The organism is Bacteroides sp. HF-4919 (genome assembly GCF_018860125.1).
This window is the reverse complement of sequence record NZ_JAHKNF010000019.1, coordinates 1-14439: the sequence shown is the minus strand read 5'-3', so window position 1 is coordinate 14439 and position 14439 is coordinate 1. Positions and strand designations below refer to the sequence as shown.

Below are 14439 nucleotides of genomic sequence, written 5' to 3'. Positions count from 1 at the left end.
TTTTTTAGAAGTTAACATTTAAACCGACTGAAATGACTCTCTGCAACGGATACAGTTTACCGTTGTTCGCATCATATGTACTTCCGATTGCTTCCGGGTCGAAGATGCCTGTGATATCGGAGAAAGTAAGCAAGTTGTCTCCGGATACATAGACACGTACAGACGACATACCTGCTTTTTCTGTCCATGTTTTAGGCAAAGTATAACCTATCTGGATATTTTTCAGACGGCAATAAGCTGCGTTTTGCAAATAACGGCTTTGTACATTCGTATTCTTACCGCCGTTTCTTGCTACACGTGGGTAGTAAGCGTTGGTGTTTGCTCCCAGAGGGTCACCTTCCGGACGCCAGAAATCCCAATGTTCCTTGAAGCCGGCAGCCTGCCATTGTCCAAGGCCGGTTGATCCCCAGAAGTACGGGCCCTGCAGCCAATAGTCACGTTTGCCAATGCCCTGGAAGAATGCGCGGAAGTCAATTCCTTTCCAGCTTGCATCGATAGTCAGACCGTAGTTAAAGCGCGGAGTACTGTTACCCAAGATAACGCGGTCACCTGTATCTCCCAGTTTATTGCTTCCTGTGCTGATCTTGCCATCACCGTCGAGGTCGGCATACATGATGTCGCCTGCTCCCCATTTACTACCCAAGGCCGATTGGTCTACTTTTGCCAGATGGGCGTCCATTTCTTCCTGGCTTTGTGCGATACCGATTGTCTTGTATCCCCAGATATTATTGAGTTTCTGACCTTTGTAATAAGTACCGATGTTGTAGTCTTCATTCGGATATTTCAGGATTTTCTGCTGAGAATCAGACAGAACGAATTTCACGCCATAAGAGAAATCCTGGATACGGTCTCTCCAACCCAGTTCAAGTTCAAAACCGTAGGACTTCATATCCGCATTATTGATCTTTGGCACTCCTGTACCTAAAGATGCAGCCAATTCGGGAGCCGGACCGATCATATCGTAAGTATAACGAACGAAGTAGTCGAACGAACCGGTCAAACGGTTGTTAAACAATCCCCAATCTAAACCGACATCCCATGTTTCGATGGTTTCCCATGTTTTCTTCATGCTGACAATGCCCGGATTGTTGGCGTAGTTAGGTAATGCACCGTTCAGTAACCAACCATAATTGGAGCCTGTAGGCATAGTCTGATAGAAAGGATACCATGCGTCTTTGGTATCTGTATTACCTAATTGTCCCCAAGAAGCACGGAGTTTCAATGTACCGATGCTGCATTTTTCGGCGATTCTTTCAAAGAATGGTTCTTGTGCAACGTTCCATCCGGCAGAGAATGAAGGGAAGAATCCCCAACGTTTGTCACCTATGAAACGTGACGAACCGTCGTAACGTCCGTTAGCTTCCACCATGTATCGGTCTTTATAATTGTAGTTGATGCGTCCAAAGAAACCGGCTACGGCATTGTGGGCATATCCTCCCCATGCTTTCGGGTCTTCAGTGGCTGTGTTGATGGTAGGCACTGAACTTGAAATCAGTGTACTCTTTTGAGCCTGGACATAACGGGTTTTATAAAGCTCACTGTTGAAACCGGCCATAACTTTGAAGTAGTGTCCGCTGTCAAACTGTTTAAAGTAGTCCGAATAGATGTTGGTCGTGTAGTAGTTTTCTTTATATGAATACTCGTTTACCTGAGAGAGGCCGAGTGCGCCGCCGTTCCATGAAATCAGGTACGGTTCGTTATCTGCGTTGTATGCATACACCGGCAATACATCCCAGTGTTCATTCGTGTTCGTTGTGCGTAAACTACCTTCCACGTTGATTCTCCAGTTTTTGATGGGTTCGAAAATGAACTGTAGCTGTTGGGTGTTCAGGTCTTTTTGGTTGATCTGTTTTCCACCGTTTTCCAACTGTTCGATTTCCATGCCGTCTACCGGATGTCCGTTCGGGTCGTAAGCTGGGTTAGTCGGCCAGCGGCGGGCGATGTTGTGGAAGAAGAGACCTGTCAGATATGACGGGCGGTCAAAGTCTTCGCGTGTCCATTTGGTTGAGTAAGTGACAGTGAACCAGTCAGCAATCTGGCTTGTGATTTTACCGTTCATCGTATAGCGTTGGAAATTATCGCTACCATGACGAAGCAGACCATTTTGGTCGAGGAAGCTTCCGCTGATAGTATATTGTGTCTTTTCTGTACCTCCGCTGATACTCAGGCTGTGTTCTTGTGACGGAACCCAGTCATTATAGAATTCCTTGAACCAGTCGGTATTGGCATTAGCACCGCCATAAGCCTGCCATTTACGGGTTTGTTCGTTCATGGTCATTGTCTCTTTCAGGGTTCCGGCTTGGTAGGCAAGGATACGGTCGAGTGCTTCTTGGCTGAATGGACCTGAGTCACCGGCATTTTCGGCTGCACGGTTGAAGTATTGTGCGAATTGATAAGAGTCCATCATTTCCGGTACACAGAGTGCGTCAGAGAAACGTACGTTACCGTTATAGCTGACCCTTGCTTTGCCGCTTTTACCACTCTTGGTTGTAACGAGGATTACACCGAATGCAGCGCGGGCACCATAGATAGAGGCAGAAGCTGCATCTTTCAGTACAGATACATTTTCGATGTCGTTCGGGTTAACTGAGTTCAGGTCGCCTTCAATGCCATCGATCAAAATAAGAGGAGAAGAACCTGAACCATCACCAATAGTACCGGCACCACGGATATTGATACTCATCGAGCTGTCCAGTGCACCTCCGGAGTTGCCAACCGAGAGGTTCAGACCTGGGACTACACCTTGCAAAGCCTGCGATACGTTTTGTACCGGTCGGGCTTCAAGTACGTCGGAGCTGACCATGCCGACGGCACCGGTCACGTTCACTTTCTTTTGTGAACCATAGCCCACAATAACGACTTCATCCAATACCTCTGCATCTTCTTTCATCCTAATGTTGAGGACTGTACCTTCTGCCTTGACAGTTACGGTTTTGTAGCCGATGTAAGAAATTTCAAGTGTAGCGCCTTTAGGTACGTCAAAAGAGAATTTACCATTCAGGTCGGTGATAGTTCCCATGGTGGCATTGTCTTTCACTTTGACGGATACACCAATCATAGCTTCCCCATTTTGATCTACCACGGTACCGGTAGCTTTTACTTTTTGCTGTTGTACAGTGGTGATTTCGTGTTTTTCGTAAGTATCGGCTGCCGCTTGCTGAGGTGTTGCACACCATAGCATGATAGAAGCAGCGATTGCCATTTTCAGGCGATTTGTTTCTCGAAACCGGATTAGGTTCGGAAACAGGTTAGTTTTTTCTGTCATACACTAAATTGTTCGGTTAAACATTAATTTGATAGTTTGTTTTAGGATTCCGGATTTTATTTTGTTTCCGGAATAAGGTTTGTAAAGGGTTCGTTTTTTCTACTTCATAAGCATAATTATTAGAGGTTAATGTATGTATGTCATTTTTTTCTTGCTCCTTTCTGAACCATGCTGACTTGTTTATTAAATTGTTCGTTCAAAAGTGATTAAGTTCTCACGGAACTTGGAAAAAAATAATAAATCGGCTTTTGTATATTCTAAATTGTCTGATTCGTTCCTTTTCTTTATTGTTTTACTTGCAATTGTAATTGCATAGCCCCGAAAAGCTAATTATATTAAATGATACAGGAACTGCTCTGTCCCGACGATAGATCTTATGCAAATAGAAAGAAGCGTCTTTTTTCTACCACCTTCCTCTGAGGCGGCATATTTTATTTATTGTCTGCTACTTTTTAATAAAATAATGATGTGCAAAACATAGATAAAGAAAATTATTATTATAAATTCTTGCATATTATTAAAAGTTATCGCATCTTTGCCAAGAGATATTGTGATTTTATAAACACAAGTTAGCCTAAGTTAACAAAAAATATTAATACAAGAACAGGTCAAAGGTTAAGGTACATTTACAGAAACACTTTAATGGCGATAAGTTCCGTGAGAACTAAATTCTTCTTATACTCCGTTCATAATGCACAGGTGAGCATTATTTAATATTAATCATGAAAATCTTTTTCTTTAGCGGAATTTTCTGTTTTTTGTTTTGAGACTTTATATTTAATTTTTGTCTTTTTCTTTCCGTTTCCTATCCGATTTTGTTTAATAGTGTTTATATTTAGGACTGTTGGATTAAGAAATACTAAAGTGTTAAATATGATACTTTTTGAGTTCTTTAATAAGGATAGTAGAACAGTAGTAGTAAGATGCGGATGGTGGTAAGATTAGGTTTGGACATCTCTATATGATGGATCTGTTTCTCTGGGTAAATCAGTGTCTGTGTAATAAAGCAAAAACATCCCCGGAAAAAAACTATTCTTCCGGGGATGTTTTTATTTAATAGGATTATACTAAAGTATTATTTGATGATCAGTCGGTCTCCATCTAAAGCCAATTTATAAACTATTCCTTTACTTGTTTTGAAAGAGAGAACCTTATCTCCATATCTTACCGTACAAGGCTCACCTGCTTTCGAAAAGATGGTTGCTTCTGCAAGCTGTCCGTCTTTCCATGACAAGTCTACCTCAAAGTTCCCTTTGGCGCAGATTCCACTAATACTTCCGTTTTTCCAGGCATCCGGAAGTGCGGGTAATAGTTGAATGAAGCCCATGTGACTCTGAAGCAGCATCTCTGTGATACCGGCGGTACCTCCAAAGTTCCCGTCGATCTGGAAAGGCGGGTGAGTATCCCACAGATTGTCCAATGTACCGTTTTTCAGCAAATTGCCGAAAAGTTTGTATGCGTGGTTACCGTCTTGCAGACGTGCCCATTGGTTAAGTTTCCATCCCATACTCCATCCGGTTGCTCCGTCGCCGCGATGCTCAAGTACCACTCTGGCGGCTTTGGCGAGATCGGGCGTGGTGATGGGTGAGAGAGTATGTCCCGGGTGTAGTCCGAAAAGATGGTTGACGTGACGGTGTTCGTCTTTCGGGTCGTCTATATCTTTCGACCATTCCATCAACTGACCGTAGCGACCTACTTTATAAGGAGCCAGATGTGCCAGCACTTCTTGCCATTGTTTACGTTCCTTGCTGTCCACTCCGAGCACTTTACTTGCTTCGATAGCATCCAGTAAGATTTCGCGGATTACGGCATGCACAAAGGTGGTTCCTTCGTCAATCGGTCCGTGTTCGGGCGAAGTGGAAGGAGCTGCGGTGTAAGTTCCATCCGGCTTGCGCCACAAAAAGTCAGTGGCAAACTGAGCACTGCTCTTAATCAAATCGTATCCGGTTTCTTTCAAGAATTTCTTGTCACGGGTATAATCATAATATTCCCAGATGTGTGTTGCCAGCCAGGGACCGGCCATCGGATTGAAGTTCCACGACATATCTTCGCTTTCGAGTGGAGCGGTAAATCCGAAAATATTGGCCGAAATGGATGCGGTCCATCCTCTTGTTCCGAAATAAGCTTGTGCTGTTTTCTGTCCCGGTTTTACCAATGTACGGATAAAGTCCACCAACGGGAGTGTACATTCATTGAGGTTGGTCGAGCAAGCCGGCCAGTAGTTCATTTGTATGTTGATGTTGTTATGGTAGTCTACTCTCCACGGACCGTCTACGTTGTTGTGCCAGATGCCTTGCAGGTTGGCAGGCATGTTGCCCGGTCTTGAGCTGGTGATAAGCAGGTAGCGTCCGAACTGATAGTAGAGTTCTTCGAGATAAAAGTCCGGTTGTCCTTTGCGATAGTTTTGCAAACGCTTGGCTGTAGGCAGGCTGGGGCTTTGCTGATCGGGATTCAACTGTAACTTCACTCGGTTGAACAAGGCGGCGTAGTCGTCATAGTGTTGTTTGAACAGCACATCATATCCCATGGTTACCGCATTGTCCATCCATTGACGAGTGGTTTCGGCAGGGTTTACTCCTACGTATGTTTTAGGGTCCTTGAAGTCCGGATCAAAGTTTATTTTATAATCCGTATCCGCAGTGACGAGGAATACTACTTCGTCGGCATCCTTTATGGTAATTTTTCCGTCTGCGTTTGACAATGTTCCGCCTTTGGCAGTGGCATGGATGCGTACGACGTACTGCATACCGTTGTTGTCGAGGTGGGCAGTGTATGCAAGGCCGTTGGCACCGTCTGCCGACATACTTCCTGTCGATACGGGATTGGGGGCGTAACTGAAAGTAAGGTTCTGCTTGCCCGGCCGGTCGGCTTTGAAGCGGATTGCCATCACGTTGGCAGGATAGGAAATGAAGTAGTCGCGTTCGTAGGCTACATCGTCTTTCTTGAATTGCACCACGGCCAATGCCGAATCCAAAGAGAGAATACGTTTATAGTCACTCATATTCACAGCACTCAGTCCGGTTTCTATATAAAACTCTCCCATTGTGGTGAAGTTACCAAAACGGAAAGGCTTTTCGCGGCTCGACTCATAAGGCACTTCGCTATTGAAGTTCTTGCGCGTCAGCATTTCGGCTTTTTTCTGGTCTCCGTCGGTAAAGGCCTGGCGTATTTCTTTCAGTACGTGTGCCGATTGTTTGTTTACATTCCAGTAGGCATCGGCTCCTCTCGAAGTGTTAGGTCCTCCTCTCCAGAGAGTTTTCTCGTTGAAGGTGATGCGTTCCGCCTCTATCGAGCCCATGATGTTGGCTCCGATGCTTCCGTTTCCAATGGGCAATGATTGCGACTCCCAGTTGGCATCCGGGTTCCGGGCAGTGTCTCCTGCACTTTCCGGTTTACTTTCTCCTTTCCAGAGGTCGGGACGGCTGCCATACCAGATGGCTCTGCCCTGTAGCGTATTCGGTGTGTCGAACCAGATGGAGAGCCCTTGCGTGTAGTCGGTGCCGCCGGCGTGTGCTGCCGGAAGAGCGAACAGGGCACTGAGGAGAAATGAATAAAGTTTCTTCATGTTTTGGGTGTTATTTTAGGGGTTAGTTATATTGGTTTGTCATAGTCTGCGCAAAAATAATAAAAACTATTGATTTTCACGCAGACTGCTTCGGGTTTACTTCGGAGCGATGTAGATTAGCCATCCTTTTCTGGGTGCTGTACTTATCGGGTCGTCAATATTCCATTCGTCCGCCTCCTGCATATCCTGAATCTCAGGTGCTACCAACTTCACTTGTTGCGGGTCGAGTCCTAACTGTTCCCAGTTTATGCTCAGTTTCACGCTCTTCACTTCATCCGAATAGTTGCCGATGGATAGCAGGGTCTTTCCCGGTTTGCGATAGGCAGTGACTTTGACAGCCTCGTCGGATGTGGAGACGGCCGGATGTTCCTCCCAGAACCCGAGCATGGTGGCGTCCGCAATGCCGAATGAATCCCATACCTTCCATACCTGTCGCGGATCGCAGTTGACTCCTTCGGTGTACCATGGATAGCGGACAGTCATTCCGTATTGCATCCCTAACCATGCATTGCCTCCTCTGTACAGCATATCGCCTGTTAGTCCGAACGGAATGCCTGACGATTCTACCAACCAGTTGGCCGGTGTCATTTTATCGTAAAGGAAGCTTTCACCGAACCACAGTTTGTCTACATACGGGAAGAACTCCGTATATTGATTGGCAGGTCCCCTCGAGAATCCTGTATTCGAATGCAGATCGATCAGGCATCCCGGCTTTACGTTTTCCATGGCGCGGCGCATCCGTTTCAGGATACGGCGGTCAAAGGAAACGTCATCCAGATAGATACCGTCGATGTCCATGTTCTGCACCATCCAGCGTAATCCTTCTATATAGTAGTTGTACCACCGGGAGTCTCCTTCCGCTGTCAGTACGGAGGCATCGGCCGTGATGCCCTGTGCGTTGGCATAGTCAAAGTGTTCGTACCACTGTGGCGTGTAGTCCGCCACGAAGTGTTCGCGACACCATGGGAAGCCTCCGCCGTTGCCGCCTCTCAGTATCTCGTGTCCCAGGCTGCGGATGGCCCAGATTTCGGATGTGGCGTTGCTTAGTTCACGTAGTGTGTAGTATATTTTCACCTTACACCCTTTGGCATGCCACTCTTTGGTGAACTCCTTCATCTTGTCTACTGTGAGGAACGGATAGTTGATAAACGGATTGTAGTTATTCCCCTGATGAACGTTGATGATGCGCACGCCTGCTTCGATATCAGCCTGAGTCGGTGTCGGTTTAGGGCCGTTGTGGTAATAACGGTCTGTAAACTGGCTTTTCATATTCAATGGCTTCATCGGAGTGATGATCGTGGCAAAGTCGAATGTGATGGGCTTACCCGCTTCGAGTATGCGTTCTCCGCTGTATGCCACAGCTTTCACTCCGTCTGCCTCTTTCCGTATGGCGAATCCGCCCTTACCCCCGTTGAACCAGCTTTCCGGATAGGCCGGACGATACAGATTCAATAGCGGACCGCTGTAGGTGCTTCCCCTGAATTCGCAGTGGATACCCGCATGTTCGTTTCCGATCCAGAAGCTGTCGAACGGCCATAGCCATTGTTGCTCTTTCGATGTAGGAATCGATACTCCGAAGTTGTTCACCGTTTTCTCCGGTGCGTCCCATTTACCGTCGTATTGTTGAGGCGTGGCTTGCCCCGGAAGGCCCATCCCCAGGAAGTAAGTTCCTACTTTGTTCGTGACCGGCAATACCAAGCGGATATCTTTCACCTCTATCCGCTTCTTAGGTGTGATGGTGTATACGTAGTTCATCCATCCGTCGAACTCCATGATTGCTTTGCAGCTTACGGTCATCTCTTCGTCCTCAGCCTTCCAGCTTCCGGTCACATGGCCTTCGGTATGTTCCGTCAGTTCGGGGATGGCTTTCAGCTCTTTCACCCCGGCGGCGGTTTGTATCATAAACCGCATGGGGCTGCTCAGCACGTCGTTGTTCCATGAACGAATCTGTGCGGGTAGCCCTGTGGTTTCGTCCACCGTAACGGTGCGTCCCAGACATCCGATCCGGTTCTCATCTACCGTCATCGCCGTATAGGGTGCGGTAGGTGTATCGGCTATGCCCAGTGTCGAGTTCAGCCATCTCAGGCGGCTGTATCTCCACAACTCGTTGTCGCCTCTGTCGGCCAGCGGCTCTCCCGCTATTCGTATGCTTACGGGGACTACGCCTTGCGCTCCGTTAGCGTCACTGATGGTGATGGTGCCTGTATAGACTCCTTCTTTCTGCCCGTCGGGTATATCTACTCCGAACCAGAGAGCCTGTACCTTTCCTTTGGGTACGTTTACTTCTTTTTTGAACGCTTTTCCGTAAGGATCGGTTCCTTCGACATTAAAACAGGTAATGGCTGTTGCCGATATTATTTCCCGGCCACACTTCAGGGAAGAAGCCCGGTAAGTAATCTTGTCTGCTTGGTTCACGGCTGCCCAAAGCCCGATCTGGAAGGTATAGTATTCATTGGGGGCTGCTTCTCCCCGAAACAGTTTTCCCTGTTTGTCTGTCAGCCATTTGGTGGGGAGGTTGTTGCGCATCCGGATGGGGAACCTGCGATCTTCGGCAAAGAGGTAGAGGGAGGCTTTGTTCCGGTTGATGTAGTTCTCTTTCTCCCGGGCTGTTGCGACAACTTCCATCGGATAAAAACTGTCGAAAGCCTGTCGCGACTCTACTTTGACCACTTTGGCCTGAGGGCTTTTGCGGGTTGCTTCGGCCTCGGACAGCCAGGTTGCGTCCGGTGCGCTTTCTTTCGGAATGTATCCGCCACTGTAGAATCCATATCCATTTTGCACCCGATAGGGCAGGTAGTAGAAGTAGTACGTGCCTTTCTCCTTGACCGGGCCGAATTGCAGGCGGCAGTGTTCATTGTTCACTTCTATCCGCCGGATGTTGCGGATGGTGTCTCCGGTGGCCGCATGGATAACCAGGAACCGCCTGTCGTCTACATCCTTGTCCGGACGTCGCCATTCAAAGTCGAGCGCCACCACCTTTGCCGGTTTCTCTATTTGCAGTATAGCCCGGTGATTGCCAAAAGACTCCTCCCACGGGCTGGAAGGAACCTCGTACAGATAGCTCTGTGATTTCTGGGCTTTTAACGCCCCCATGCTTCCTGCTATAAGCAGCAGGAATGCGAATGATAGTACATGCTTTCTCATACTCATAAGAATTGTTTGTTGAAAACTCTGTTTATCGGTAGGCAACGCTGCTTCCGGTGTGTCTCCGTAAGCAGAATGTCACTTTGATAATCCGACCGCTTCAGAATCGTTTCTTTCGGACGGATGGACTGCCTGAACGAAAAGAACGCCTTCTGCGCGATTCTCTTAATTTCATATATCTTCTCTTTTCCGGTCTTTGTGTCCAATCAGAAAGAGAAGAGGCTTTGCTTGTGCGAAAAGGATATTCAATGAAACCTTTCGTCGCTTTTTTGTCAGTAAGCAAAGCGCCCCTTGCAGTTGTCAGTTAGAAGAAAAAGCCGCTCCATCGGAGGCTGTTTCGGATAACAATAGGAGATATCTCCGAAAACAATAGGAGATATTCTGAAAACATAAGGACTTTTTCCGAAAATGCTTACTCCTTTCGGGTGAAATGCTTACTCCTTTTCACCCAAATGCTTCCTTCTTTTCCGGAAAAGCCCGGCTCCTCGGCCGAAAAGCTCGGCTATCCGCTTCCGCCAACCTCCATTTGCCCTTCTTTTTCTTCCGGAGCGTCGGACACGAAGAAAGCCTCTGTTAGCCAAAAGAAGCGTTTGGTTTCTTTTTGTTCAACTATTCTCCGGATGGCTGACACGTGTGATACCTGCGATCAGATCTTCAGGAATATCTTCCGTCTATACATCGTCCACAGAATCAGGAATACAATCAGGTAGTTGGCAAAGCTTAACCATACCGGGTAATAACTACCCAGATATTGCTCTAACCCATAACTGACCGATGCGGCTATGCAGCGGAAGTTGACCACTTCGCCTAAAATATAGGCCGTGATGGAGTTCATTCCATATATTTTCAGCCAGTTCAGGCCACGGCTATGCCCTTTGTAATCGATCCAGTAGTAGAAGGTGCCCATCAGCAGAAAGCAAAGTCCTCCCGAGAAAAGCGTCATGCTACTTGTCCACAGCCGTTTGATGATCGGCATTTGCAGGCTCCATATCAGCGCAAAGGCCACCAGTGAGATACCGGTGATCAGTAATGTCCGCACCACTTGCCGGCGGTTATCCTTTCCGGCTTTCATAATCTTTCCGGCAAAGGCTCCCAACATCACAGTGGCCCCGAAGGTGAGGCTGCTCCAAATCCAGGTGTAGTTGTAGTGCGGAGAGAAGCTCCAGCTGCCATCCTCGTTCCAGTACACCCCGTCGCGAAAGCGTCCCAGTATCAGCCTGTCCACTTTTTCGGCAAAGTTTCTTTCGGGAGTAAAATCGCCCAGGAAGGTCATCGGTGCCCAATAGATGAGCAATAACAGGACGGTGACGATCAGTTGCCAACGAAAGCTGCAATGCAATTGGATAATGGCTGCGATCAGATAGCCCGTAGCAATGGCTTGCAGCGTATTGGAGTATAGGTACAGATACTTGGGATTGAGACCCAACAGATTGCCCTGCACAATCATGCCGAAGATGAACAGCAGGATAAAACGCTTGAGTATCTTGCGGTAAATGGGGCCTTTGTCCGGGTCGTCTTTAAACTTAGAGAACGAAAAGGGCATCGAGGCTCCCGTCATAAAGAGGAAAAGTGGCATCACCAGATCCCAGAAGCGGAATCCTTCCCACACCTCGTGGTCAAACTGAAAGAGGATGCTATTCAGCCACGGGAGGTTGAGCTGGTGTGCCAGTGCCCATAGCACGGGTTGGAAGAAAACCAGTAGAAAGAGGTCGAAGCCACGCAGAATATCCAGCGAGGCCAGGCGGGGCGAGGGGGATGATAAAGGTTTGTTCATGGATAAAGTGTATTATTTAATGGTTGATTTCAGATCGTTTCTCTTCATGTTCTCCGTTTTCACGTTTTGGCCAGGTACATTTCCTTCAAATACAGTGTTTTCTATCACTGCGTCTTTGCAGCCGTTCAGATTGACGGAATGAGTTGCTGATATTCTTTTAGCATCTAAAGATAGATGATTTTCCTGATTTATACGAAATCTATGTTGGCAACTAAGCCTTACGGTCAATTATTCTAAACTTTTCAAATCCTCTTCGGTGGGAAGATTGTGGATGGTTCGTATTCTTCCCTCTTTGTCGAGTAATATGAAATAAGGAATACCATAAACTCCATATTTCTTGGCGAATGCTTTAAAGGTCTCCCCATCTTTCATTCTGAAATTCTGCCAGGGAATCTCTTTTTTGTGTATCGCGTGCATCCAACTTTTAATATTATCATCCAAAGAGATTCCTATTACTTTCAGATGATTGTTTTTCCCAAATTCATGGATTGCTTTTAGTACGGGAATATATGTCATGCAAGGATGGCACCAGGAAGCCCATAAGTCGATCAGTACAGCCTCTCCTTTACCAACCATATCAAGTAAATGAATATCGTTTCCCAAGGTATCACAGAGGACGGCATCCTCCATCTTTTTGCCGAGTGTATTGAGCTGTATTCTTTCCAGTTCTCTGTCTTTATCACGCCTTTTGATATATTTTAGGACCTCCGGGGATTCTTTCACTTCTTGCCGGCATTGTTCATATAATATATTGAAAGAACTGTCTGTGTGATGGTCCCAGATTCTTTCATACATTCTGAATTTTCTCAATTCATTTTTAAAAACAGCTTCTCCTACGGGATTATGTATGTTTTTTCTTTTAAAGTCCATGGTGAATACTCCCCACTGTCGGTAGACTGCTTCCAGGACCCCTCCCGGTATTATGTTAAGTCCGGTTTCGGTGCGACTTCCTCCCTCCTTTCGTTTGTACATATCGACTGTTTTTTGAATGTAATAGGCTGAAGAGTCCTGGTATATCTGGTATAGATCATTTAGTGGGGTGCCTTGAACCTGATAACCTAATCTATTATAAGTCGGGTCTATTTTGAGGTCAATAGTCCCTTGCTCCAGGAAGAGGTTTATTTTTCTACCGGAATCCGCTGAAAAATAAGAGTCAATCACTATTTCGGTCAATGGTTTCTCTCTACGTTCTTTACCTTCGAAATAGAATGTCCCGTTCTTTATAAAGGTAGAATCAATGTTTGTTGCTTTTCCATCTATAGGAACGATTAAAGTAACTTTTCTATTATCATATAGGGGATCGATCACTCCTTTTATTCTATAAATAGAGTCTTGGCCCATATTACTTTGCAAGCAGATGAAAATGCAGTAAAATAAAAGATAAATTCTGGTCATAATCTGTGGGATGCTTTTTATTACTCTTGTATGGTTTATTAATTGTTAGTTAACAAACCGTACAAGAATAATATGTTAGTAATTGCTGATTTAATCAATGCCTACGATGCATGTACAGTCTGGCTTTGAACCTATTAAGTTACTTCCGTGGAAACGGCATTCTCCGGCAACTGCAATTCCTAATACCTTAGTTAAGCATATTGCGTTCTCTTCAGCACATGCATCTCCATCTTTGTTTAGATCACAGGTTGTGTAAGCTGTACCTCCGGTAATCATTTTCATTTCATACTCGTTCAATTCTTGTTCTTCTTTAAGAACGAATCTCTTTAATGCTTTCATAATTTCTTTTTTTAATTGTTGATAATTTGTTTACTAAATGAAATCTACTGTTATAGTTCTCTTTTTGATTGTTCAGGTAGGATTAGTGAATATCTATATCTGTAAAAGATACCAGATCCTCAATCTTATATTTATCAGACAGCTGATAGCCATTTATTAAGATAGTAGGGGTTGCTGTCAAATGATTCTCTGTTTTCCATTTCTTATGTTCTTCTGTCTCAGCATTTATATCTGTTGCATTCAATTCGAATTCCGCTTTCTCAAACACTTCTTTCGATTTATACTTATTTTTTTCGAACCAGTCATCGTAAATCTTCATTGCTGCCTTTTCGCCACTACGCAGTTAAGTACCAACCAAAAAGCAACTGCTGTCTTATAAATTATATTCTAAACTTTTCAAATCCTCTTCGGTGGGAAGATTGTGGATGGTTCGTATTCTTCCCTCTTTGTCGAGTAATATGAAATAAGGAATACCATAAACTCCATATTTCTTGGCGAATGCTTTAAAGGTCTCCCCATCTTTCATTCTGAAATTCTGCCAGGGAATCTCTTTTTTGTGTATCGCGTGCATCCAACTTTTAATATTATCATCCAAAGAGATTCCTATTACTTTCAGATGATTGTTTTTCCCAAATTCATGGATTGCTTTTAGTACGGGAATATATGTCATGCAAGGATGGCACCAGGAAGCCCATAAGTCGATCAGTACAGCCTCTCCTTTACCAACCATATCAAGTAAATGAATATCGTTTCCCAAGGTATCACAGAGGACGGCATCCTCCATCTTTTTGCCGAGTGTATTGAGCTGTATTCTTTCCAGTTCTCTGTCTTTATCACGCCTTTTGATATATTTTAGGACCTCCGGGGATTCTTTCACTTCTTGCCGGCATTGTTCATATAATATATTGAAAGAACTGTCTGTGTGATGGTCCCAGATTCTTTCATACATTCTGAATT

8 protein-coding genes are annotated in these 14439 nt (G+C 45.5%); all 8 read right to left on the bottom strand.

Annotated elements, in window-relative coordinates; genetic code table 11:
- Positions 1-4 precede the first annotated feature (4 nt).
- Positions 5-3265, bottom strand: coding sequence for a TonB-dependent receptor (locus KO473_RS22465; protein ID WP_032537618.1), 3261 nt, complete (start codon positions 3263-3265; stop codon positions 5-7).
- A 1075-nt stretch (positions 3266-4340) separates the two neighbouring features.
- Positions 4341-6830: a glycoside hydrolase N-terminal domain-containing protein gene (locus KO473_RS22460; protein WP_005822386.1), complete on the bottom strand. Its 2490-nt coding sequence runs from the start codon at positions 6828-6830 to the stop codon at positions 4341-4343.
- A 96-nt stretch (positions 6831-6926) separates the two neighbouring features.
- On the bottom strand, positions 6927-9974 hold the full coding sequence (locus KO473_RS22455) for a glycoside hydrolase domain-containing protein (RefSeq protein WP_005822384.1): 3048 nt from the start codon (positions 9972-9974) through the stop codon (positions 6927-6929).
- A 646-nt stretch (positions 9975-10620) separates the two neighbouring features.
- Entirely contained in the window at positions 10621-11748 is a 1128-nt protein-coding gene (locus tag KO473_RS22450; protein ID WP_005822383.1) for an acyltransferase family protein, read from the bottom strand.
- A 228-nt stretch (positions 11749-11976) separates the two neighbouring features.
- The gene (locus KO473_RS22445) at positions 11977-13089 is read right to left on the bottom strand and encodes a TlpA disulfide reductase family protein (protein WP_193684071.1); all 1113 of its coding nucleotides are present in this window, start codon (positions 13087-13089) and stop codon (positions 11977-11979) included.
- A gap of 144 nt (positions 13090-13233) precedes the next feature.
- Positions 13234-13482 (bottom strand): hypothetical protein, encoded by a 249-nt coding sequence (locus KO473_RS22440; protein WP_122131003.1) that lies wholly within the window; start codon positions 13480-13482, stop codon positions 13234-13236.
- Positions 13483-13564: 82 nt separating this feature from the next.
- On the bottom strand, positions 13565-13801 hold the full coding sequence (locus KO473_RS22435) for a thioredoxin domain-containing protein (protein WP_122131004.1): 237 nt from the start codon (positions 13799-13801) through the stop codon (positions 13565-13567).
- Between the two features lie 54 nt (positions 13802-13855).
- The coding region (locus tag KO473_RS22430) for a TlpA disulfide reductase family protein (RefSeq protein ID WP_216035183.1) at positions 13856-14439 on the bottom strand (584 nt) is incomplete at its 5' end.

Coding starts and splice junctions, on each gene's coding strand:
- KO473_RS22465 (WP_032537618.1), bottom strand. CDS start 3,265: ATGACAGAAAAAACTAACCTGTTTCCGAACCTAATCCGGTTTCGAGAA.
- KO473_RS22460 (WP_005822386.1), bottom strand. CDS start 6,830: ATGAAGAAACTTTATTCATTTCTCCTCAGTGCCCTGTTCGCTCTTCCG.
- KO473_RS22455 (WP_005822384.1), bottom strand. CDS start 9,974: ATGAGAAAGCATGTACTATCATTCGCATTCCTGCTGCTTATAGCAGGA.
- KO473_RS22450 (WP_005822383.1), bottom strand. CDS start 11,748: ATGAACAAACCTTTATCATCCCCCTCGCCCCGCCTGGCCTCGCTGGAT.
- KO473_RS22445 (WP_193684071.1), bottom strand. CDS start 13,089: ATGGGCCAAGACTCTATTTATAGAATAAAAGGAGTGATCGATCCCCTA.
- KO473_RS22440 (WP_122131003.1), bottom strand. CDS start 13,482: ATGAAAGCATTAAAGAGATTCGTTCTTAAAGAAGAACAAGAATTGAAC.
- KO473_RS22435 (WP_122131004.1), bottom strand. CDS start 13,801: ATGAAGATTTACGATGACTGGTTCGAAAAAAATAAGTATAAATCGAAA.